The 22,536-nt window shown below is 65.8% G+C and carries 19 protein-coding genes; 8 read left to right on the top strand and 11 right to left on the bottom strand.

All coding sequences use genetic code 11. The features are described from left to right. Window positions 1–837 precede the first annotated feature (837 nt). Window positions 838–1,017, top strand: a complete 180-nt coding sequence (locus tag ACFVJ3_RS44040) for a hypothetical protein (protein WP_378458060.1) — start codon at window positions 838–840, stop codon at window positions 1,015–1,017. Window positions 1,018–1,549: 532 nt separating this feature from the next. Here the strand turns inward: ACFVJ3_RS44040 and ACFVJ3_RS44035 are convergent. From ACFVJ3_RS44035 to ACFVJ3_RS44005, 7 genes are all read right to left on the bottom strand, one after another. Then, a complete protein-coding gene (locus ACFVJ3_RS44035; protein ID WP_378458059.1) occupies window positions 1,550–2,404 on the bottom strand; it encodes an alpha/beta fold hydrolase in 855 nt (284 codons plus the stop codon). Further along, window positions 2,401–2,853, bottom strand: coding sequence for a MaoC/PaaZ C-terminal domain-containing protein (locus ACFVJ3_RS44030; RefSeq protein WP_378458058.1), 453 nt, complete (start codon window positions 2,851–2,853; stop codon window positions 2,401–2,403). The genes ACFVJ3_RS44035 and ACFVJ3_RS44030 overlap by 4 nt, the downstream gene beginning before the upstream one ends. Window positions 2,854–2,881: 28 nt before the next feature. Then, window positions 2,882–4,588, bottom strand: a complete 1,707-nt coding sequence (locus tag ACFVJ3_RS44025; RefSeq protein WP_378458057.1) for a PHA/PHB synthase family protein — start codon at window positions 4,586–4,588, stop codon at window positions 2,882–2,884. Between the two features lie 135 nt (window positions 4,589–4,723). Beyond that, entirely contained in the window at window positions 4,724–5,563 is an 840-nt protein-coding gene (locus ACFVJ3_RS44020; RefSeq protein ID WP_378458056.1) for a 3-oxoacyl-ACP reductase family protein, read from the bottom strand. Window positions 5,564–5,604: 41 nt separating this feature from the next. Then, window positions 5,605–7,020, bottom strand: coding sequence for a phytoene desaturase family protein (locus ACFVJ3_RS44015; protein ID WP_378458055.1), 1,416 nt, complete (start codon window positions 7,018–7,020; stop codon window positions 5,605–5,607). Continuing rightward, window positions 7,017–8,825: a DUF3556 domain-containing protein gene (locus ACFVJ3_RS44010; RefSeq protein ID WP_378458054.1), complete on the bottom strand. Its 1,809-nt coding sequence runs from the start codon at window positions 8,823–8,825 to the stop codon at window positions 7,017–7,019. The genes ACFVJ3_RS44015 and ACFVJ3_RS44010 overlap by 4 nt, the downstream gene beginning before the upstream one ends. Before the next feature lie 42 nt (window positions 8,826–8,867). Next, the gene (locus ACFVJ3_RS44005) at window positions 8,868–10,334 is read right to left on the bottom strand and encodes a class I adenylate-forming enzyme family protein (RefSeq protein ID WP_378458053.1); all 1,467 of its coding nucleotides are present in this window, start codon (window positions 10,332–10,334) and stop codon (window positions 8,868–8,870) included. Between the two features lie 166 nt (window positions 10,335–10,500). Here ACFVJ3_RS44005 and ACFVJ3_RS44000 point away from each other — a divergent pair, with 166 nt between their 5' ends. After that, window positions 10,501–11,784: a PucR family transcriptional regulator gene (locus ACFVJ3_RS44000; RefSeq protein ID WP_378458052.1), complete on the top strand. Its 1,284-nt coding sequence runs from the start codon at window positions 10,501–10,503 to the stop codon at window positions 11,782–11,784. 442 nt (window positions 11,785–12,226) lie between these two features. Here ACFVJ3_RS44000 and ACFVJ3_RS43995 read toward each other — a convergent pair whose 3' ends face one another. From ACFVJ3_RS43995 to ACFVJ3_RS43985, 3 genes are all read right to left on the bottom strand, one after another. Then, the gene (locus tag ACFVJ3_RS43995) at window positions 12,227–12,592 is read right to left on the bottom strand and encodes a nuclear transport factor 2 family protein (RefSeq protein ID WP_378458051.1); all 366 of its coding nucleotides are present in this window, start codon (window positions 12,590–12,592) and stop codon (window positions 12,227–12,229) included. A 53-nt stretch (window positions 12,593–12,645) separates the two neighbouring features. Continuing rightward, window positions 12,646–13,059 carry a DoxX family protein gene (locus ACFVJ3_RS43990; protein WP_378458050.1) on the bottom strand — a complete coding sequence of 138 codons (414 nt, stop codon included), beginning with the start codon at window positions 13,057–13,059 and terminating at the stop codon, window positions 12,646–12,648. Window positions 13,060–13,161: 102 nt separating this feature from the next. Continuing rightward, window positions 13,162–13,824 (bottom strand): NADPH-dependent FMN reductase, encoded by a 663-nt coding sequence (locus ACFVJ3_RS43985; protein ID WP_378458049.1) that lies wholly within the window; start codon window positions 13,822–13,824, stop codon window positions 13,162–13,164. Between the two features lie 137 nt (window positions 13,825–13,961). On the opposite strand from ACFVJ3_RS43985, the gene ACFVJ3_RS43980 reads away from it, so the two are divergent. Next, the gene (locus tag ACFVJ3_RS43980) at window positions 13,962–14,435 is read left to right on the top strand and encodes a MarR family winged helix-turn-helix transcriptional regulator (protein ID WP_378458048.1); all 474 of its coding nucleotides are present in this window, start codon (window positions 13,962–13,964) and stop codon (window positions 14,433–14,435) included. A gap of 925 nt (window positions 14,436–15,360) precedes the next feature. Here ACFVJ3_RS43980 and ACFVJ3_RS43975 read toward each other — a convergent pair. Next, window positions 15,361–16,050, bottom strand: a complete 690-nt coding sequence (locus ACFVJ3_RS43975) for a GntR family transcriptional regulator (RefSeq protein ID WP_378458047.1) — start codon at window positions 16,048–16,050, stop codon at window positions 15,361–15,363. A 132-nt stretch (window positions 16,051–16,182) separates the two neighbouring features. On the opposite strand from ACFVJ3_RS43975, the gene ACFVJ3_RS43970 reads away from it, so the two are divergent. The 5 genes from ACFVJ3_RS43970 (at window position 16,183) to ACFVJ3_RS43950 (ending at window position 21,358) form a co-directional block, all read left to right on the top strand. Then, window positions 16,183–16,905, top strand: a complete 723-nt coding sequence (locus tag ACFVJ3_RS43970; RefSeq protein ID WP_378458046.1) for a phosphonatase-like hydrolase — start codon at window positions 16,183–16,185, stop codon at window positions 16,903–16,905. A 67-nt stretch (window positions 16,906–16,972) separates the two neighbouring features. Continuing rightward, window positions 16,973–17,941 carry a phosphate/phosphite/phosphonate ABC transporter substrate-binding protein gene (locus ACFVJ3_RS43965; RefSeq protein WP_378458045.1) on the top strand — a complete coding sequence of 323 codons (969 nt, stop codon included), beginning with the start codon at window positions 16,973–16,975 and terminating at the stop codon, window positions 17,939–17,941. A 2-nt stretch (window positions 17,942–17,943) separates the two neighbouring features. Continuing rightward, entirely contained in the window at window positions 17,944–18,750 is an 807-nt protein-coding gene (gene phnC, locus ACFVJ3_RS43960; protein WP_378458044.1) for a phosphonate ABC transporter ATP-binding protein, read from the top strand. Beyond that, a complete protein-coding gene (gene phnE / locus ACFVJ3_RS43955) occupies window positions 18,747–20,339 on the top strand; it encodes a phosphonate ABC transporter, permease protein PhnE (RefSeq protein WP_378458043.1) in 1,593 nt (530 codons plus the stop codon). The genes phnC and phnE overlap by 4 nt, the downstream gene beginning before the upstream one ends. Continuing rightward, window positions 20,315–21,358, top strand: coding sequence for a zinc-binding dehydrogenase (locus ACFVJ3_RS43950; protein WP_378458042.1), 1,044 nt, complete (start codon window positions 20,315–20,317; stop codon window positions 21,356–21,358). The genes phnE and ACFVJ3_RS43950 overlap by 25 nt, the downstream gene beginning before the upstream one ends. Window positions 21,359–22,536 lie beyond the last annotated feature (1,178 nt).

Here is a 22,536-nt window from a genome sequence, read left to right as displayed (position 1 = left end):
AGCCGATCTCCTACTTTGTTTCTGTCCGATTCAATGTTCTTTTGTCGAGTCTTCATGGGGCCAAACGAGGTTCACGCGAGGCTACCTACGTCAGAGACGCTCGATCGTGCCGCTTCGGAGTCGAATTCGCCGGTCGCCGAGTCTGATTCGATGTCGACCCAGAATTCCGACTGGATTCCGTCGAAAGGCTCAGCCGCAGACTCTGTTACCGACTCGTCGGCATGGCCCAGCTCCGCAACGGAGAGGACGAGGAAGTAACCTCGTTCATTCGAACCGACGCGGGACAGGCATGCCGCCGCGGCGTTCGGCTTCGCCTCATCAGGCCGTCATCCTCCAAACCCTCTGCCCGAGACTCGAGGTGCTCCGCGCTGTATTACCGCAGGGCCAGGCCGAGCAGGTTGTGCTTGTTCCCGAAGGAGCGAGAGAGACCGCGCGTGCGGATGCCGCGCTCATTGACCAGCTCCACCGTGGTCGTCCCGGAATATGCCTGGCGTCAGAACAGGTCGACGGCTCTGTCTACCAAGACATCCGGCTCGAACTTCAACCATCTGCCGATGCTCCGATTCTCCCATCGTAATACGATTCTGTACCTGTGAGTCAAAAATGTTGTGTGCGGTATGTCACTCGACCGGCGCACCAAGCAGCGCTTCGGCAGTGGACGATCGCCGGCATCCTGTACGCGACCAGCCGCCCACGACGCGGTTCGTTATGCCCTGTGCAACCCCCGCGCTAACTCTGCCGATCTGCTCGCGGTCATGGTCGGATTCGCGAAGATGAGGGGGATCACTGCACTACGTGAGGCTCGGCCATGGCGGGGAATCGATAACCTTCGTTGCAATGACCATCCAGCGATTCTTCGCCGCCTACATGGCCTCGAGTTCATCGGTGGAGAGTCCCTCGCTGCCGGAGTCTCGGCACGCGCTGGGGCTGTTCGAGTTGCCGGATGATCTGCGGGTGCTCGATTTGGATGATCCTGCCCAGTTGGTGCGGTTGGGTCGCGCCCGACGCAGGTGGTGACCCGGAATCTGACGGTCACCCGAGGGAGCGGGCATCGGATCTGATCGGAGACGGGACCGCATACGGGGAGCGGGCGTGGCAGGCGGTTTCGTGGTGGTCGTATTACCGCCTGCAGTGGTCGGTGCCGGCCAGTTGGCTGCGCCCCGAACTGGTGCGGGTCGAACCGCTGGGCCTAATCACCCGGTGATCCTCGACTCGGCGAAGGCACTGCAGCGCATCGTGACGCGACCGATCGCTGTGGTATCCGCTGTGACGGGTGAGGAAGTGAGGCTGGCGGTGCCTGAATGTGTAGGCAAACCAGGAGCACACTCGACAACTACGCGAAATACCTGGGTCGACTTAGCGCTGAGTCGGCCCTGGTATCGGCACCATCAGTTTTCTGTTCCTGGCCCACAGGGTGGGGAACGACCTGGCGCGTGGGCACCCGGGGCGGAAGTGCCTGATGCTTATGTAGCGCTGGCACATTCGAGGGTTGGGTCACCCATGCATCCGCTATGGCGTGCGCCAGAGTCAGATCCACCGATTTCCTATGTCACGATTGATCGTGTCGGCTGGTCCTGGGTCCATTCACGGTGCTGAGGAAATCGTCGATGATGGGGCCGAGTGTGGTGGCGTTGGTGAGCAGGTCGACGTGGCCGCCGGGGTGTGTGTGGAGGGTGGCGTGTGGCAACAGCCGGGCCATGATGTGGGCGTTGATGATCGGAATGATCGGGTCGTCGGTGCCGGCGACGATGAGGGTGGGTTGGTGGATCGCGGGGAGGGCGACCAGGCTCGACCACACCGCCCCGGCGAGCAGTTGGTACAGATAGCCGCGGCGGGATCCGGCGGCGAGTTGGTGGCCGACGATCTGGGTGATGTCGGCGTTGCCGTAATCGGTGCTGCCGCCGTATATGGTCGCGGCGATCGAGGCGAGGTAGTCGCGGTCGACGAACCGGCGGGGGGTGAGCATCTTCGTCAGGACCGACGGCCGGGCGGGCACCATGAGGACACCGGTTGCGGTGGCGGCGAGGACCAGGTGTCGGCACCGGCGCGGGTTCTGGAATGCGAATTGCTGGGCCAGGGCACCACCCCACGAATAGCCCAGCATGTCGACCCGTTCGTAGCCGAGGGTGTCCAGCATCCGCCCGACTACTCGGGCGAGGTACGGAAACCCGTACGGTAGTCGCGAGTTCGGTGACGCTCCGACTCCGGGTGCGTCGAATCGGATCAGGGTGCGTCTCGCGCCGAGGTGCTCGACCAGGGGGTCGAGGACCTCGAGGCCGGCGCCGATCCCGTTGCAGAGCACCAGCGGTACGCCGTCGCCGTGTCTGATGGACACTCGCAGGTGCTGCCCGCGGGCGCGCACCATTCGGGTTTCGTCTGCCGGGTTCACGGCGGGGGTGATCATCGGTAGATGCGTATCGGTTCGGCGACGCATACGGGTCGCGGCGCGCCGTCGGCTTCGACGGTGATGCCGAAGACGACTTCGATGCCGGTGCGGCGTCGCTGCGCGGCCAGGATCCGGCCGGTGCAGCGGACCTTGGCATCGGCGGCTGTGGGTGCGGGAAAATGGACGGTGCCGAGTCCGTGGTCGAGGGTGGTGGGGGCGCTGTCGATCCAGACCAGGTCGTCGAGGGCCCTCGGGAGCAGTGCCAGCGTCAGGTAGGCGGGGGTGATCGGATTCGCGAGGAGCGTGCCGGCGGTCCGCTGCGGGTGGGTGGGGATCGTCCGGTAGTCGCCGGTGGCGTCGGCGAACAGGTTGACCTGCTCGTAGGTGATCTCGTACCAGTCGGTGGTGCCGATCTGCTCGCCGACCAGGCCGAGGAGTTCTGTCGGGTGCGCTACACGGGTGGTCATGGGTGATCCTCACTGTTCTTGCGGCGGTTCATCGCTCACGGACATACGAGCCGGGAGCGGGCATCAGCGGCGGTAGGTCCGGGGCGCCGAGCATCGCCGGTGCGGTCTTGTCCGGTCCGCTGCGCTCGGCCAGCCAGGTGATGTAGTCGGACCACCAGGAGTCGGGCTTGTTGTCGGCGGTCTCGAGCCACTCGTCGGGGTTCTCGGTGTCGGGTGAGGCAACTCGGTAGGAGGCGCGAGGGTTGCCGGGCGGGTTGACCAGCGCGGCGATGTGCCCGCTGGTCGAGAGAACGAACCGGATGTTGTCGTTGCCGAGCAGGCGCGCACTGCGGTAACAGGCCTGCCAGGGGCTGATGTGGTCGGCGACGCCGGCGATCACGTAGGTGTCGACGGTGATCTTGGTCAGGTCGACCGGGGTGCCGAGCATGCTCACGGCGCCGGGGACGGTCAGCGCGTTGCTCAAACCCATCTGCACCATCTCCTTGTGGAGGGTGGCAGCCATCCGGGTGGTGTCGGCGTTCCAGAAGAGCACGTCGAACGGCGGCGGCGTGCGGCCCTGGATGTAGTTGTTGACCCAGTACCGCCAAATCAGGTCGGTCGGGCGCAGCCAGGCGAACACCTCGGCCAACGAGCGGCCGTCGAGGTACCCGCGGGCGGCGGAGACACGGACCGCGGCCTGCGCGGTGGTCGGGTCGAGGGCCGCGGCGGGGAAGCCGGCTCGGCTCTGGTCCAGCACGGTGACCCCCAACGTCACACTCGCGAGGCGGTCGGCCTGCCCGATGTCGGTCAGGTGTGCCGCGGTCATCGCCGCCAGCATTCCGCCCGAGCAGGTCGCGAACAGGTGGGTCTGCTTGGCCCCGGTGATCCTGTCCACCGCGTCCATTGCATCGAGGATCGCTTGCCCATAGGTGTCGAATCCCCATGTGCGGTGGCGCGCTTTGGGGTTGCGCCAGGAGATGGTGAACACCTGCTGGCCCTGGTCGAGGAAGTGCTCGACCATGCTTCGGCCTGGTGAGATGTCGACGATGTAGAACTTGTTGATCACCGGCGGCACGATCAGCACCGGCGTGGTGCGCACGGTCGGGGTGCGTGGGGAGTACTGGATGACCTCCATCACCCGGTTCTGGAAGATCACCGAGCCGGGTGTTGCGGCGACGCTGCCGCCGACGACGAACGCGTCCGGGTCCACCATCGCGGGCACTCGTGGTGTTATCGCGAGGTCGCGAACAAGGTTGCTCAACCCACGCACGACCGAGCTGCCGCCCGTGTCGATGACCGCCTTGTATCCGAGTGGGTTGAGCAGCGGGTTATTGCTCGGGGACGCGGCCTCGACGATGTTGTCGAGGGCGAATTGCAGGCGTTCGCGGTCCCGCCAGTCCAAGTCGGCGTCGGCCAGCAGCTTGTCGGCGGTCTCCGCGGCGGCGAGGTAGGCCTGCAGGATCCGCCGCAGGAGTGGGTTTCCCGACCAGGCGGGGTCGGTGAAGCGTTTGTCGGCCCGCGCCGGGGCCCGGGTCGACGTGCCGCGCGCGATGTCCGCTAGTTCGACGGCCAGGCTGCGGCTGCGGCCGAGGAGGAAGTGCGGCGCTCCGGCCAGGCCGGCTCCGAGGCGCAGCCAGGAGCGGTTGGGCAGCATTCGGCGGGTGATCCCGAGTGCCGAGTCGGTCAGTAGCAGGTCCAGCGGTGCGGCGAGCTCCTCTGCGGCGGCCTCGGTGTCGACGACGGTCGAGTCGGTCATGGTTGGTCCTTCGGGATGATCAGTCGGTGCGGGGGTGAATGCGATGGGGGCGGTGATGCTGCGACCGTGCGGCACCGATGCACGGCCGATGGGCCCTACGGCATGATGTTCCGGGTGGCTGGGGGTTTGTTCGTCTCACATGTCCATGCCGCCGTTGACGCTCCAGACTTGCCCGGTGATGTAAGAGGAGGCGTCGGCGGCGAGGAAGTGGACGACGCGCGCGATCTCCTCGGGTTTGCCTGCCCGGCCTGCGGGGATCTGGCTGGTGAGCCGGGCGAGGACCTTCTCGGGGATCGCCGCGGTCATTTCGGTGTCGATCAACCCGGGCGTCACGGCGTTGACGGTGATGCCGAGGCCGGCGTCGGTCCGTTTGCCCGACTTGGCCAGCTGGAATGCGGCTTCCTTCGCGAGCGTCTTGGTGAGCCCGAACAATCCGGACTTGGAGGCGGCGTAGTTGGCCTGGCCGATGTTGCCGGTTTCGCCGACGACGGAGGAGACGTTCACGATTCGCCCGGTTCCTCGCTCGAGCATGTGGGCGAGCGCGGCCTGGGAGAGGAAGAAGGCGCCGGAGAGGTTGACCGCGAGGACGTTCGACCAGTCCTCGTCGGTCAGTTCGGCGATTGTCTTGTCGATGGTGATCCCGGCGTTGTTGACCAGAATGTCCAGTCGCCCATGGGTGTCGATCACTTCGGCGATGGTGCGCCGGCAGTCCGCGGCGGAGCCGACGTTGCCTTGATGCATCGAGGCCGACCCGCCGCGCTGTCGGCAGGTTCGGGCCAGATCGGAGACGAACTGTTCGGCGCTGCGTTGGTTGCGGCTGTAGCCGACGGCGACGGTCGCGCCCTGGCTTGCCAGGCTGTGGGCGATTGCGCCGCCGATGCCGCGGGTTCCGCCGGTGACGAACGCGACCCGACCGGCCAGTTTGTCGGTCGATGGTGTGGCGGTGGCGACGTCCTGTGTGGCCAGGGAGTTCATGAGGGTTCTCTTTTCGGGGTGGAGGTGTGGGATTCGAGGGGTCAGTGGTTGAGGTGTGCGAGGGCGTCTTCTGCGGCGTTGGCGCCGCACATGCCGTGGGCGCCGGGGCCCGGTGGCGTGGCGGCCGAGCACAGGTACATGCCCGGAACCCCGATTCGATACGGCGACAATGTTGTTCGCGGGCCGAGTACGAGTTGGCGGATGTCCTTGGAACCGGTGAGGATGTCGCCGCCGATGTAGTTGGGGTTGTAGGTGGCCATCTGCGTGGTCGATCGGGTGCTCTGGGCGATGATGCGGTCACGGAAGCCGGGAGCGAATCTTTCGATCTGGGCGATGACCGCCTCGGTGGCGTCGCCGGTGTATCCGTTCGGGACGTGTGCGTACGTCCACAGCGGATGGATGTTGCCGGTGGAGCGTCCCGGGTCGGCCAGATACTGCTGCCCGACCAGGACGAACGGCCGCTGGGGCATCCGCCCGTCGTGGATCGCCCGCTCGGTGGTGGCGACCTCGGCGTAGCTGCCGCCGAGGTGAACGGTGCCGGCGCGGTGTGCGTGCGGGTTGGTCCACGGGACGCCGCCCTCGATCGCGAAGTCGACCTTGAACGCGCCGGGGCCGTGCCGGAAGCGTCGGAAGGCCCGCGCCACCCGAGCCGGCAGGCGGTTACCGACAATGTCGGCGACCGCACTCGGTACCAGGTCGAACATTGTCACGTCCGTGACCGGCAGTTGGGAGACCGAGTCGATCCGGGTTCCGGTCTCGATTTTCCCCCCGAGGTCGACCAGCAGCGACGCCAGGGCGTTGGTGATCGACCGCGACCCGCCGGCGGCGACCGCCCAGCCGTGGCGGTGACCGGCGGTGATGATGCCCAAACCGATCGCCGAGGTGAGCGGGTAGTGCATTGGCCGGAACGCGTGGGCAGCTACTCCACCGAACAGGGCCCGGGCCTGGTCGGTGCGGAACTGCCGGGCGAGCAGGGACGCCGGCAGGACGGTGGGTCCGCCGAACCGTGCCAGGGTGAGCGGGTGCTCGGGGACTCGCAGCAAGGGGCGCATGATGTCCTGCGACAGCGCATCGAACCTGGCCGACGGCCGGTCGAACAGCCGTCGCCACCGGCCACCGTCGCGGCCGAGGCCGGCGGCGGTGTCGTCCACGGATCGGTGCAGCACCCCGGCGGACCCGTCGTCGAGTGGGTGCACGCAGTCGATGCCGGGTTGCAGCCACGTCAATCCGTAGCGTTCGAGGTCGAGGGTCTGCAGGAACGGGGATCCGGCGGCCATCGGGTGGGCTGCCGAGCAGTGATCGTGCAGCAACCCCGGCACCAACGCCTCACTGGATCGGGTGCCGCCGCCAATCTCGTCGGCGGCCTCGAAGACTGTGACCTGAACCCCGCGTCGGGCGAGGGCGACGGCGGCGGCGAGTCCGTTGGGGCCGCTTCCGACCACGACTGCGGTGCTCACGCCAGCGCTCCATGGCCGCGGTCCTGCTGGTCCCGGCCGGCGTTCTGGTCCGACGCCAGCGACCAGGTCATCTGCAACGGGATCGGTCCGTTGGGCAGCCACGGCTGCTCGGAGACGGCGTCGGCCACCTTCCAGGTGCCGCGCTCGATCACCCCGAGTGCGGCGTCGATCAGCTTGTAGTGCTGAACCCCGCTCCCGAGGGCCTCCGATTCCACCCAGGCGATGACCGCTTCGCCGGGTTCGAAGTGGGCTTGGCTCTGCACCGCCCGGATCAGGTCCTCGTTGTGCAGGTGCCCGTCACCGAAGTTGAACCCGATCAGCGAGTTGCACAGGAACTCGCCCTCGCGCACGGTGCGGGTGTCGATGTCGGGGAGATTCTTCAGCAGCAGCGAGAACAGGCCGCGGCCCTGGCTGTGCATGCTCCGCCACGCGATCGTCTTCTGCAGGGTGATCTCCGCCCACTGCGGCTCGTAGCCGAACGCGATGAACTGATCGATCTGATTGCCCGCCGATCGTGTGACCTGGTTCAGCTTCGTTTCGGCGCCGGGCGCGAACGCCCACACCGCCGACGCCCAGTTGCCCGCGTACTGCCGCATGGACGGCAGGAAGGAGACCTTGTCCGGCCGCAGGTTCCCCAGGATCGGGAAGAACAACAGCGCAGCGACGATAGCCAGGGCTAGCCAGGGCGGGGACATCTCCCACGGCGCGTATCCGTCCCAGTTCGGGAAACCGAGAAACAGGAACACCGTGGCGTAGGCGAACAGCACGTTCCATTCCAGCGGCACCGCCAACGGGAACGTCGAGACGATGAATAGGTGGAACCCGACCATGACCAGCGCGGCGGCCAGGGTGACCCACATGTTCGTCGAGAACAGCAGGATCAGCGGGGCGGCGATCTCCACGACGGTCCCGTTGCCGTGCGCCATCACGTCCGCCAGTCGCGACGGCCGCAGATCCTTGGGGAAATCGCGGTACTGCGCCCGCTTGAACCAATTGGACGGAACGAACGGGCTGTTGCTGACCATCGGCGGGACAACGTTGGAGAAGTGCTTTCCGAACTTGGAGAACCCCGCACCGACCCACACCAGGACGATCAGCAGCTTCAACGCAACGATCATGTTGACGAACGGCAGCGCGGCGAAGAACACCAACGCCGGCAGGTACTGCTCGCCGCGTGCGCCCAGGAAGATCGTCTTGTCCCGCAGACCCACCAGTACGAGCAGCGCAATGGGCGCGACGATCAGGGCGGGGCGCACCAGCCCGGAGGTGTTTTCCGGCATCACCGCCGCCAACGAATCACTGTGCACCCCGGGCGAAAACAAGGTGACGGCCAGGCTGACCAGCAGACCGACGTAGAGTACGACGTCTCCCCAGGTGCGCCGGTCACCATTGGTGAGCGGCACCCACCGCCACGGCCGCAGCCGGATGGTCCCTGGCCGCGCCCAGAACAGGATGCCGCCCGTCATCGGCTTGACCTTGCCGGCCAGCGGACCCCAGGACCCGGCGACCCCGATGGTCTCGAGCAGCACGGTCCACAAGATCGCCTTCTGGTACACGATCGGCTGGTTCCACCACTCGCTCACGTGCCAGAACGCGGGCAGACCCGACGTCACCGTGGCGATCGTGATGCCGCCGATTGCGTAGAGGAATATGAGTTTGGCAATGTAGATGGTGTGCACCATCCGCGGTGAACCGAAGCCGTTCTCGGCCCAATCGAGGGCGAGAATCCGCATCCGCTCCATCAACGGCTTCGTCAGGAAGGTGTCCGGATCGACCGGCGGCAGGTCCGGTTTCGTGAAGCTCATGGTGATCTCTCCCGTTTCGGTGGGTGGGTTTCGGTGGTGGTTTCAGGCGTTCTGGCGGTGGCCGCGAAGCGACGCCCGCAACGCAGGTTTGTCGATCTTGCCGATGGCGTTCCTCGGAAGCTCATCGAGCACAGTGATATCCACGGGCAGTTTGTATTTCGACAATTGGTGGCGGGTGTGCGCGTGGATCCGGCCCGGCTCGAGGCTGGCGCCGGAGTTCAGTGAAACGAACAGCACCGGCTCCTCGCCGTAGACCGGATCGGCGCGTCCGACGACGGCTGCCTCGGCGACCTCCGGAAGCTGGTAGACGACGTTCTCGATCTCTTTCGGATAGATGTTCTCGCCGCCGCGGATGATCATGTCCTTCGCACGGTCGACGAGGACGAGGTACCCGTCCTCGTCGAGCCGGCCGATATCGCCGGTGTGCAGCCACCCACCTCCGAGCGTCGTCGCCGTTTCCTCGGGGCGGTTCAGATAGCCACGCATGACGTTCGGTCCTGCGATGAGCACCTCCCCGGTCTGCCCGTCGGCGACCGGGCTACCGTTCGGGTCCGCGATCCGGATCCGCTGGCCCGGCAACGGCAGGCCGACCGTGCCCGATTTGCGTATGCCGGTAAGCGGGTTCACCGTGCTCGCGCACGCCCCCTCGGACAGTCCGTATCCCTCGACGATCGGGATTGCGTATCGGGTTTCGAACTTCTCGAGCAGCTCGACACTGGCCGGGGCCGCCCCGCACACCGCGAAACGCACCGACGATGTAGCCGGTCGAACATCCGCGGGCAGGTCGGCCAGCATCGTGTAGATGGTGGGGACAGCCGAGAAATAGGTCGCTCCGCTCTGCTCGATCCGTTCGAAGAACGTCCTCGGACTGAAGCGACCCGCGATCGTCGCGCGCCCGCCAGCCAGCAGCGGTGACAGGGCGCCGAGGATGATTCCGTTGACGTGAAACAGGGGCAGGATCAGCAGGCTGTGGTCGGTGCCCGTCATGGTGAACGCGTCGATGACCATCTGGCACATCGCACCGATATTGGCGTGATCGAGCATCACACCCTTCGGACGCCCGGTCGTTCCGCTGGTGTAGATCAGCAATGCCAGCAAGTCGTCGCCCTGCGGTGGATCGGTCACTGTCGCCGAGACCTGGGACGTGAGGGCAATTGGTGAGACCACCGTGACTCCGTCGAGGTCGATCGGCCGGTCGATGATCAACACTTTCGCGCGCGCGTCCTGGATCTGGAAGGCCGCCTCGGCGTCGGCGAGGGAAGGGTTGATCGGAGTTGCCGTTGCACCCAAACGCCATGCAGCAAAAAGCGATACGACCAGACTGGAGGTGTTGGGAAGCATGACTGCGACCACGTCCCCCACCGCTATCCCGCTCGCCTGCAACGTCGCGGCGGCGCGCTGCACCGCCTGAAGGAACTGTGCGTTGTTCAGGTCGCCGGCGTCGTCGCAAATGCATGGTGCCGTCGGGTTCTGCGCGGCGCGGAGATCGGGCAAAGACGAGAGATTCATGGGCATTCCTGGCGCTCGATGTGCGGGTCCACACAAACGTAAAATTCGGGGGACAGCCCCACACCGTCGCGAATCGACGACATTTCCCGACGCTCTTGTTTCCCGGAAACAACACCACCTGGAAAAGCGTGCACATCAACGACCGCTGCGATCTACCGTTTCTTTCATGACAGATCGCCAACGCGACCGCGACGCCGCAGTCGGTGACGCCGCCGCGGCGATCATCGGAAGCCTCGGCGCTCGACTACCGCAAGTGTCACGCTCGATCCAGCAGCGGCTGGCCACGGAGATAATCGAGCTTCGCAACGACCCCCAGATACTGGATCTACTCGGCGCCAGCGTCGAAGGAAACGTCGAAACGGTATTCGACGCCGTCCAGTACGACATCCCGATCGACCGAGTCGAGCCCCCGACCGCGGCGCTCGAGTATGCGCGTCGGCTCGCACAACGCGGAGTGCCCGCGAATGCACTCGTGCGCGCCTACCGGCTCGGTCAGCAGGCACTGCTCGGCACCATCCTGGACGCGATCCGTCAGGCCGACCTCGATCCCGGTCTCCGCCTCGACGTGTACGACCGAATTGCAACGGTGACGTTCCGCTACATCGATTGGATCTCCCAACAAGTCGTCCAGATCTATGAGGCCGAACGCGACCACTGGCTGGAGAACCGCAGCAGCGTGCGCGCGGTCCGCGTTCACGAGGTCCTCGAGGCCGCCGACATCGACGTGGACTCGGTGACCGCCGCGATCGGGTATCCCCTGCGGCGGACCCACCTGGCGCTGGTCCTGTGGTTCGACGACGCCGAAGATTCCCGCACCGAACTCGGACGGCTGGAGCGGACCGTCCGCCACCTCGCCCAATCGATCGACACCCCCGGCGACGCACTCTTCGTAGCGGCGGATCGAATGACCGGCTGGGGATGGATCTCCCTCCGTCCCGACGACGTCGAGGGCGCGGTCGGGGCAATCCGACGGACCGTCGCGGAGCTGCCGGACCCACCGTACATCGCGATCGGTGCACCCTTACCCGGTGTCGATGGCTTCCGGCGATCACATCGCCAGGCGCAGAACGCGCGCAACGTCGCGCTCGCCTCGGCCGGCCTCACGCGGCGTATCACCACGGCAGATGAGCCGGGACTCGCTGCCGCAGCCCTCCTCGGCGAAAACCTCCCAGAGGCGCGAAGGTGGGTGCACGAGACCCTCGGACCCCTCGCCGCGGACACCGAGAACGATGCGCGGCTGCGCGAGACACTGCGCACCTTCCTGGGACACGGTTCGAGTTACAAGTCCGCCGCCGAGGAACTCCATCTGCACTTCAACTCGGTGAAGTACCGCGTCCAACGCGCGGTCGAACGCCGCGGCCGCCCCATCACCGACGACCGCCTGGACATCGAGATCGCCTTGCTGGTCTGCCACTGGTTCGGCGACGCTGTGCTTGCACCGCACGCGTAGCGGAGAGGGTGCTCCGAGCACCCGAGCCGGCTCCGGCGAATCACTCACCGCTCGCTACCGCTCCTACCGCCACACCATGATGCCCAGGCGCGGAGAAGCGTTCGACCGTGGCGTCTGGCGGCTTCACCGAGTCAGTCCAATCCACCGATACCGATCCTGGCGGCGGACCAGGCCGGAACCGCCAACCGACACAGTGCAAATCTTCACGTACACGCAATCGGAGAACGCGCCTGCACGGTGCGTTCGGTCGCGGTTCGGGAATCGCAACCTGTGGTCTTGACTGCTCGCCACGGTCGCTCCCAGGAATTGATGCTGGGAGATCTCAAAGGTCTATCATGTTCGGCCACACTCGGTTCGGGGGCATCACTTCAGTCAGGTGCGAGACTGTCGTCCTGAGTTCGGAACGTTCGGGACTCGACCCGAGCGGGAGGGCCCTGTTGCGTTACGAGAGTTTCGGATTGAGGAAGACGTACAGCGCAGAGATCTTGCTCTCGCGAACGATGACAACATCGAGTCCCGTGTACTCAGCCGCCTCGCCTTTCGGGCCCGAGCCCCATGCAAGGATTCCCCCGTTGTGTAGGGCTTGGGCCTGTCCGTGGGGTGTGTAGGCAAATTGGGGATGGGTCGAGCGTAGTTCCCCGGCGAATTTTTCGAGTGCGTCGTGTCCGCTGAAGACGCCGTCCGGGGCGTAGAGCACGCAATCGTCGGTGTAGAACTCGTCGATGGCGGCGCGCCGGCGGGTCGCATCGCCCTCCCCGAAGACTTCCTGAAGGTTTCGATGAAGAAGTTCAATGGTCCGTTCGGTCATTTTGTGTCTCGTCCCCGCGGTGGTGTTTCGCGGTCTGTATCGGCAGTCCGCTTCTATAGCGTGAAAAGCGGTCCGGTGAGGGTCAGCCCGAGGTCGCCGTCGTGGGCGAAGAACGCAAACAGCATCAGTGCGGCGCCGGCCAACGCGATGTCCTTGTTGAACTGGATCATCTCCGTCTGCCGGGTTTGCGGGTCGGATTCGGACCAGAAGTTGTGCATGAGCGCCGCGGTGGGGGCAAGGAAGGCGACCAGCAGTAGGGATCCGAGGTCGGCCCAGATGCCGAGAAGCACGCTCAGCGCGCCGGCGACGAGGATCACCCCGGACAGCAGGACCGAGGCCTGGGGGAGGGGCAGGCCCTTGGCGGCGGCGTACTGCGCCATCGTCGTGGACTGGGTCAGGTGGCCCACGGCCGAGGACAGGAACAGTGCGGAGAAGAGAATTCGGCCGATCAAAACGACGATATCCATCGTCAACCTCCCGTGGGTGGTTGTGGAGTGTGGTGGCGACGCGTTGGGGTGATGACGCTGTTGGTCGTTTCTCCTACCGACTCCTGGTGGTTGTGACTCGAATCATGTCGTTGTGCATGTCATCTGCGGCACCCGGCCCGGGGAGGGCATCTTGCGTGCTTGACGGACCGGTAGTGGTTTGCGGACTCGATTCAGGCTGCGGCTGCTGCGGCCTCGAACCGGGCCAAGCGCAGTGCTCCACGTGATGACCTGATCGAGCATCGCGTTCGCCGCGGCGGCCTGGTGTTCGCTGGGGGTGAATTCCCTGTAGTGCTCGAAATCGGCTACCAGCGACAGGGTGACTTGCTGCCGCACGTCGGCCATCTGCAGTTCCCCGGCAATGGCGCGCAGGTGTTCAGCGGCGCGGGCCCCTCCGACAGCGCCCCAGGTGACGAATCCGACTGCCTTGTTGTTCCATTCGGCGTACAGGTAGTCGAAGGCGTTCTTGAGTACTCCGGGGATACCGTGGTTGTATTCGGGGGAAGCGATGACGAATCCGTCGAACGCGGCGATCGTGGCGGACCACTGCTTGGTGTGCTCGTTCTGGTATAGCCCGAAGGACGGCGGCATCGGTTCGTCCAAGTGCGGCAAGGTGTGATCGCGTAGGTCGATCAACTCGAATTCCGCGTCGCCACGCTGGGAGGCGATGTCGTGAACCCAACGGGCGACCTTCTCGCTGTTGCGGTTGGGACGGGTGCTGCCGACGATGATGCCGATTCTGGTCATGGCGATCACTCCTGCACGGAATCGATGTGGTGTTCGGTCCCGACGGTGCGGTTGGAGGGCTCACATCAATTTGTTGATGTATCCACAAAACTACTCCCCGCGTTGATGACGTGTCAACAAAAAGCTAGGGTTGGGGCATGGCGACGAGGTGGTTGGACGAACGGGAGAGCCGGGCATGGCGCGGTCTTCGCCGCATGCACGCCGACCTGAGTGCCCACCTGGCACGGCAGCTGACCGAGGAATTCGGCCTCACCGAGGCCGACTATGTCGTCCTCGTCGAGGTGTCCGAAGCGCCCGGCCGTCGGATCCGTTCTCGCGATCTCGGCCGGGCGTTGGGATGGGAACGAAGCCGGCTCTCACACCAGATCGCCCGCATGGAAGCCCGCGGCAGCGTTCGCCGCGCTCGGTGCGACACCGACGCCCGCGGATTCGACGTACTGCTCACCGACGAGGGCGTGGCCGCCATCGAAGCGGCGGCGCCGCTCCACCTGGCCGGGGTTCGGCATTGCTTCGTCGACCTGCTCACCGCCGAGCAACTCGACGTCCTCGGCGACATCGCGGACACCGTCACCGGCCACCTGGACACGGAGCACCTCGGCTCCGCCGGTTGATCGGTGGTACCACACCTGTCCTGTCCTGTGCCGGCCGGCGCGGTACCTGTCGGCGCCGGCCTCGGTGTGGTCCCTGTCAGAGTGTTGGGTTCAACCGGCACCCTTCGCCAGCGTGACGCCTTCACATGAACTGCGCCGCTGGTGCTCGGCCTGATCCTCATTGTCCTGTACGGAATTCCGGGGGTCCCAATGACGTCCACCTCGCCCGCCGATTGCGTAGTACCCGCCCGAGTAACCTGAAGTCCATTTGGTGGGTGTCGTCGATGAACCCGGGGCGAGTGCCTCTCACTGTTGGTGCATCCGCGACGTGGGGTGGCGGCCGGGGCGCATCGCGGGCCTGCCGATGTTTGACGCGATCGCATGGACGGAAGGGTGGACTCGCCGGCCCGGTGAATCGTCTGGCCCGGGGAGGTGACGAGTGCGAGTTCACTGGTTGTCGATGGGTCGGGGGATTTCTATCCCGCGAAGGAGGTCGACGGTGGGCCGGTCCGCTGGGTCGGCGGGGCCGCCGCCAACGGCACCGCCGCGCAACCCGTCATGGGCTGGGATTCGGTGGCGGGAACCTGGCAAGGAACAGCCCGGGGTGTGGCACGATCTGCTGGAAGTCGCGGTTGACATCGCCTGCGGCCGGTCGTCCCTGCGCGTTCTGACGACGCGGTTTTCACCGTTCTTTTCGGGCTGCACGTGGTCGCGGCGTTGTGAAACCCACGGCCGCGTCGTAGAAGCTCCGCGTAATGTAATTGTTGCTGCTCTTCTTCGGCGGTGAGGGCGTAGCGAATTGGGCGACCGCGCACGTCCTGGGTGGCGGCGTTCTTCGACGGTGTCACCGGGAGCTAGCTGGTCAGTGTTCTCATGTCCTGGTGTGGTGAGCAGGATGGCCGCGGCCTTGCCGTAATCCTTGCGCGTTGCGCTGGCGATAGTCGTCTCAGGCATCCATCACGGCGGTGAACGTCATGCGGTCTCCGCGGTAGAGTGACCGTCTCTGTTCGATGGGCACACCGTCCTTGTCGTAGGACACTCGATTGAGCAGAAACATCGGAGTTCTGGTGTCGACGGTCAACAGCGCAGCTTCCCGGGCGTCGGGCAGAACCGTCTCTATGGTGTCGACGACGCGACCGAACATGATTCCGCGCGTTCTCAGTTCGGCATACAGTGACTTCCGGTAATCGAACCCCTCCATCAGGCCCGGAATCCGGTGGGCGGGAATGCGTGTTGTCTCGAGCCCGACGCGGACGTCTCCGGTGGTGAATACGCGCTCGAGTTGAATGACGGTAGCGCCGACGTCGATGTGCAGCAGTTCGGCGAGGTCGTCGTCCGCTTCGTCGGCGGACCATCCGACCAGGATGCGAGAGGCCGACATGCCTTTTTCCCGGGCTGCCTCGGTGTACGAGCCGATAGCAAGCGGAAGAACGACTTTGGGGTCGGCGACCACGGTTGTTCGACCGCGACGTTCGATGCGGCCGGCAACGAGCAGTTCACGCATCGCCTGACGCAGTGTTTCCCGGGCAACGTCGTACTTCTCGGCGAGGTCCCTCTCGGAGGGAAACGAATCACCGGGTGACAGATTATCGAGCAGTGCGTCGAGATTTTTGCGCACGATTTGGTGTTTGAGCATACGAGGTTCCGCGTCGACCGCCATGCGCCGACACTATCATTTCTTGGTCTAGACCAAGATGTCACCGGTCGTTCATCGTCAGTTCACGCGGCAGCTTTGCCTTGGTCTATACCAACCTGAATTGTGTGCGGCATGACGAATCCGACCGCGCCGACCGCGTACCGCACCCCTCCCGTTCCTACCGCTCCCGCAATCGAACTCGTTGTGATGGACATGGCCGGCACCACCGTCGCCGACGACGGTCTCGTCATCGACGCGTTCGACAGCGCCGCCACTGCTGTCGGTCTCGCGGAGACGGGCGCCGAGCGCGAGGACGCCCGCCGGTACGTGCTGGAGACGATGGGACAGTCCAAGATCGAAGTGTTCCGTGCACTGTTCGGTGCCGAAGACCGCGCCCAGGCCGCGAACACGGCCTTCGAAGCCGCTTACGATGCACGCATCGACGGCGGTGTCATGCCGATTCCCGATGCGGCCGAGACGATTACCAGCCTTCGCGAGGCCGGTATCGCTGTGGTGCTGACAACGGGATTCTCCCCGGCCACGCAGCACCGCATCCTCGATGCGCTCGGGTGGCAGACCATCGCGGATGCATACCTGGCGCCGGGAGACGCCGTCCGCGGACGCCCACACCCCGACCTCGTCCTCACCGCTGCCATGCGGGTTCAGGTCGGTGACATGGCGAACGTTGCCGTCGTCGGTGACACCTCCAGCGACATCCTGTCGGGTCGTCGCGCCGGTGCATCCATCGTGGTCGGTGTGCTCACCGGCGCCCACCGCGCCGAGACGTTAAGGGGCGCCGGGGCGACCGACGTCCTCGACAGCGTCGCAGCCCTCCCTGCCCTGCTGATGCCCTGACCTGCGCAGCCCTCTCATCGCGTTGTCCTACCCGCTGTAACCTTCCTCGACCGAACGGACGATTCACATGCCCACCCCCACTCGCCACCGGCTCGGCATCGCCGCCGCGTTGCTATCCGCCACCGCACTCGTCGCCTCCGGGTGTTCCGGCTCCGGCGCCGGGGCCACCACCGAACAAGGATTTCCCGCAACCCTCACTCTCGCGGCCATCCCCGCCGAGAACTCGACCGACCTGAAGGCGAGTTACGATCCGGTCATCGAACGCCTGCAGCGTGAGACGGGTGCCACCGTCGAATTCGTGCAGGCCTCCGACTACGCGGGCGTCGTCGAAGGCCTGATCGCCGGCAACGTCGACCTCGCGTTCTTCGGCCCATTCGCCTACGTCGTGGCCGGCATCAACGGCGCGAAGATGACACCGCTCGGGGCCGTCGTCAAGGACGAGGGAACCCCTCCCGGGTACCAGTCCTACGGCATCACCCGCTCGGACAACACTTCCGTCAACGGTCTCACCGACTACGCCGGCAAAAAGGTCTGCTTCGTCGACCCGAGTTCCACCTCGGGATTCTTGTATCCCTCGGCCGGGCTCATCGAGGAAGGCGTCGTGGCGTCCGGGTCGGAAGCGGACATCTCCGCAGCCATGACACCGATCTACGCCGGCGGGCATGATGCGTCGGCGCTCGCGGTCAAGGCGGGAGACTGCGACGCCGGTTTCGCCTTCGACACCATGGTCGACAAGACCATGATCGACAGCGGCGAGCTGGCGCCGGGAGATCTGAAGACGGTATGGAAGTCGGAGACGATCGCGGGGTCGCTGTTCGCCGCGAACGACGAGCTCGGCACCGACGCGATCGACACGCTGAAGAAGGTGTTCAGCGAGGGCATGAACGTCAGCGCCTTCATCGCCGACGGCATCTGCTCCGAGGGATGCCGAATCACCGACGAGCGTGCCTGGGGTGTCGTACCGGCACAGGACAGCGATTACGACGGCATCCGCCACGTGTGCGAGGTCACCGGATCCGAAAAGTGCCAGGGCTGATCATGTTTGCGCACACCGACCCCGCCGACACCGTCGTCGTCAGCGCCCGCGACGTCACGAAGACGTTCGGCTCCACCACGGCGCTGAACAACATCAACCTCGACGTGCACCGCAGCGAGATGCTGGTCCTGCTGGGCTCGTCGGGTTCCGGCAAATCCACGCTACTACGGTGCATCAACGGCCTGCACCCGATCACCTCGGGCACCATGACCGCCCTCGGAACTCGCGTCGACACCGCGCCACCCCGGCAGGTGCGCGAGCTGCGAAAGAACGTCGGCTTCATCTTCCAGCACTTCAACCTCGTCGGCCGCCTCAGCTGCCTCGAGAACGTCCTCGTGGGCGGACTCGGACGGCTGCGAATCCCTCGCTACGGCGCGCTGACCTACCCCAAGACCATGCGTACCGAGGCGCTGACCTGCCTCGATCGTGTCGGGCTCGCCGACTTCGCCGAGCGCCGAGCGGACACCCTCTCCGGCGGGCAGCAGCAGCGCGTCGCCATCGCCCGCACCCTGATGCAGCGACCGAGCATCGTGCTCGCCGACGAACCCGTTGCCTCGCTCGACCCGGAGAACGCCGCCGTCGTCATGGACCTGCTGCAACGGGTGTGCACCGAGGAAGAACTGACCGTCGTCTGCACCCTGCACCAGGTGGATCTCGCGCTCGGCTGGGCGCATCGCCTCGTCGGTCTGCGCGACGGAGGAGTCGTCCTCGACCGCCCCGCGGCCGGATTGCAACGCGACGACGTCATGCCCCTCTACCGGCCCAGCGCACCCGAAAAGGACACCGTGTCGGCGGCGGGGCCGGTATGACCATCACACTCGGCCCACCGCCATCGAAAAGCACGACAGTCGAGAAGGATTCGCGGCGCCGCTGGCTGCTACCGGCGTTGGGCGCCCTCGCTCTCGCCCTGACCATCCTGTCGGCCGGGTACATCGACTTCGCCCCGGCCACCCTCGTCGATGGTCTCGAGGACGTTCAGCGCCTGCTTGCGCGCATGCTGCCTCCGCGAGTCGACGACACCGGCCGGATCGTCTCCCTCGCGTTCGAGACGCTGCTCATGGCAGTTCTCGGCACCGTCCTCGCGGCGATTGCCTCTGTCCCGCTGGCGTTCCTCGCTGCCCGCAACACCACCCCTCATCCCGTGGTGTACAGCGCCGCGCGGGCGATCATCACATTCTGCCGGGCCATGCCCGATCTTCTCTTCGCGGTCCTGTTCGTCCGAGCACTCGGAATCGGGGTAATGCCGGGCGTTCTCGCGTTGGCGTTGCACTCGATCGGCATGCTGGGCAAGTTGTTCGCCGACGCCATCGAGCAGACCGCCCCCGCCCCCCGGGAAGCGATCCGTGCCACCGGCGTCGGCTACCTCCGTGAGATGATCAACGCCGTTGTACCGCAGGTGGTCCCTGCGTGGATCGGCGCCTTCGTCTACCGCATCGACATCAACTTGCGCATGTCGGTCATCCTCGGCTTCGTCGGCGCAGGGGGTATCGGTTTCGCACTGCAGGACGCACTGCGCGGTCTGATCTACCCGCGGGCTCTCGGGATCGTGCTCGTCATCCTGGCCATCATCGCGGCGATGGAATTGGCTGCGATCGCCATCCGGCGGATGCTGCTCGTTCCGTCGCAGGCCGGGCCGCGCCGCGACCGAGCCATGCGCATCGGTGCCTCCGCGGTGCTCGTCGCCTCCTGCATCGCGTCGTTCGTCGTACTCGACATCGACCCGAGGACGCTGCTGACCTGGATCGGGCCGTCCATCGAGGTGTTCGGCCGCATGGTGCCGCCCGACTTCTCCTCCCTCGGCGTCGAACTGGTGGACGCCCTCGTCCAGACCCTCGCCATCGGCGTCGTCTCCACGGCCATCGGCGTCGTACTGTCGATCCCGGTCGGAATTCTCGCCGCCCGCAACGTCACCCCCCATCCGGGCGTGTACTGGGTGGCGCGGTCATGGATCCTGATCGTGCGTGCGGTCCCCGAGCTCATCCTCGCCGTGGTGTTCGTTGCGGCCCTCGGACTCGGACCCGTCGCGGGCACCTGCGCTCTGGCGATCGGATCGATCGGATTCCTCGCCAAGCTCGTCGCCGACGCCGTCGAGGAAATCGACCCCGGTCCGCTCGACGCGGTCACCTCCGTCGGCGGGGGCTGGTGGAATCGACTGTTCAGCGCTGTCGTCCCGCAGGCTGTTCCCTCGATCATCGGATCGAGTCTGTACCTGCTCGACGTCAACATCCGCACCTCCACTGTCTTGGGCATCGTCGGCGCGGGCGGTGTCGGATTCCTGCTGTTCGAGTCCATACGGACCCTGAACTTCGAGGTCGCCGGTGCGATCGTTCTCGTCATCTTCGTTGTCGTCTACTTCGTCGAAAGGATATCCGGATGGATCAGATCACTCCTCGTCTGACGCGGGCCGCAGTGTGGACTCGTGACGGTATCGACGTCCACGCACTCGAGATCCCCGAACTCGGGCCAGGCGAGATCCTGGTCCGGATAACGCTGGCCACGGTGTGCGGAAGCGACCTGCACACCGTGTCGGGACGCCGTCCGGCGGCGTGCCCGTCGGTGCTCGGGCACGAAGCCGTCGGACGAGTCGCCGCCACCGGAACCGGCGCCGACCCGGCAGTCGTCGGCGACGGCGGTCACCCACTTGCGGTCGGGGACCGCATCGTGTGGTCGGTGACCGTCCCGTGCGGCCGCTGCCCGCGCTGCCGGTCCGGGTTCACCGCCAAGTGCATCGACGTACGCAAAGTGGGACACGAACCCGCAGAGGGACAGTGGGTGCTGAGCGGGTCGTACGCGCAGCACATCGTCCTACCGCACGGGACTGCCATCGCCCTCGTGCCGGAGTCGTTGCCGGATCCGGTGGCTGCCCCGGCCGCATGCGCGACCGCTACCGTCATGGCCGCGCTCGAGGCGGCCGGCGATGTGAAGGGCAAGCGGGTGCTGATCGTCGGCGCCGGAATGCTAGGAGTCACTGCCGCGGCGGCGTCCGCCGAACGCGGCGCGTCGGTTCGGGTGATCGATCATGACCCGGTGCGTCAGAACAAGGCCCGCAACTTCGGGGCGGTCGACGACGACGGTGACCCGGTGGATGTGGCCATCGACTTTTCCGGTGCGTCGCCGGCAGTGCAGGCCGCGCTGGGGCGACTCGACACCGGCGGCCGGCTCGTCCTCGCCGGATCGGTCACTCCCGGGTCGTCCATTACGGTCGATCCCGAAACCGTGGTCCGGCAGTGGCTGACGCTCACCGGAGTGCACAACTACGAGCCTCGACACCTCGCCGAGGCTGTCGGATTCCTCGACGCCACACGACACCGCTACCCGTGGGCCGAACTAGTCGACACGCCGGTGCCGCTCGATCAGCTGAACCGCGTCCTGAGACCGACGCCATCGGGCATCCTTCGGTCCTCTGTGGCGCCCTAAAGGTGCCACCGGGGCACCCGAGTCACGCTCTGCCGTTGCGGGGCCGGGGGTTCGATCCTGTGGCGGTTGATCAGCAACACGATCCTGAGCACCGGGTAGAGCACGATGGGTGCAAGAGCCCCCAGATCGAAGCTCGAGGGTGGTCCGGATCCCCGCCCGCACGATCGGGTCTTCCAGGATTTCCAGGATTTGCCGGGCGATCTCACACGCAGCAAACACAATCTGTTGGAGCGACGCTGGACTCACGGTCAGGCCCTTCTTGCGGCCTTGGCAGAAATAGCCGATCAGACCCACACGCCGTGCTGGCAGCGCAGATTCTAGTAGGTCCGTCGGGTCACCGACGGTCCGCCCGGTGCGGGCACCAACATGTTGCCGTCCCCAAGTTTCTGAGCCGGAGGCTTTCAGCTGTTACCGACATATCTAACACTAATCAATAGGTTCTGACACTGTCTGCCGGTATGAATTGGTGAGGCCACGGGAATACTTGGGATGTCGGTGGTTGGGGTGTGCAAGACGGCACGGGAGGGCCGGTTGCCCTCTGGGCGCGCCAGTTCGGGTCACCGAATCCTTGACCGCGCGGACCTCGACTCCTATCTATCGGGCAGGCCCGGATGGGAGTGTGCGGGAGCGACACAGGGGGCGGCAGTGTATTGCCGGGCGTGGTGGCCCGACATGACAAGACGTCGATGGCCAATCGGGAAAAGATGTTGCGGGGCAGCGCTACTGGTGAGGCGTATCGGGGTCTGCATGGATCGCGGCTCGAGTCCGCGGGGGCAGCGGGCGGGGTTGGGCCGGATGCTCGACGACGCGACCGAGGGTCGGTGCACGGTGGTGCGGGTGGTGTGGCGAGATGTGTTGGCGATCCCGACCGCCTCCACACCTTCACCTACTTCGGGCGCTCCCGCACCGGCCAGTTCTACGCGCGGAAGGTCGCCTGGCGCATCGACCGGTGGTTGTTTCGGCGCCTCCGGCGAACGTCTGCCGTCACAGGTCTGGACGGTCCCTTCAGCGCCGCTCGAGACCACAGGCGCCCGGTCGGTTCGGTCACGCGAGGTGCAGTCGACCTACTTCCGCGATGGCGCGGAGGATGTCCCGAGCTCCGTGGAACTTCGGTGGCGGCCCGGTGAGCTTCAGGCTGCGTTCTCCTGATCATTGTGCACGACGGGTGCGACAGATTC

Origin of the sequence: Rhodococcus sp. NPDC127593, assembly GCF_042671975.1 — a bacterium.
Taxonomy (GTDB): Bacteria; Actinomycetota; Actinomycetes; order Mycobacteriales; family Mycobacteriaceae; genus Rhodococcus_F.
The sequence above is the reverse complement of the archived record's forward strand: the minus strand, read 5'-3'. Positions and strand labels throughout refer to the sequence as shown.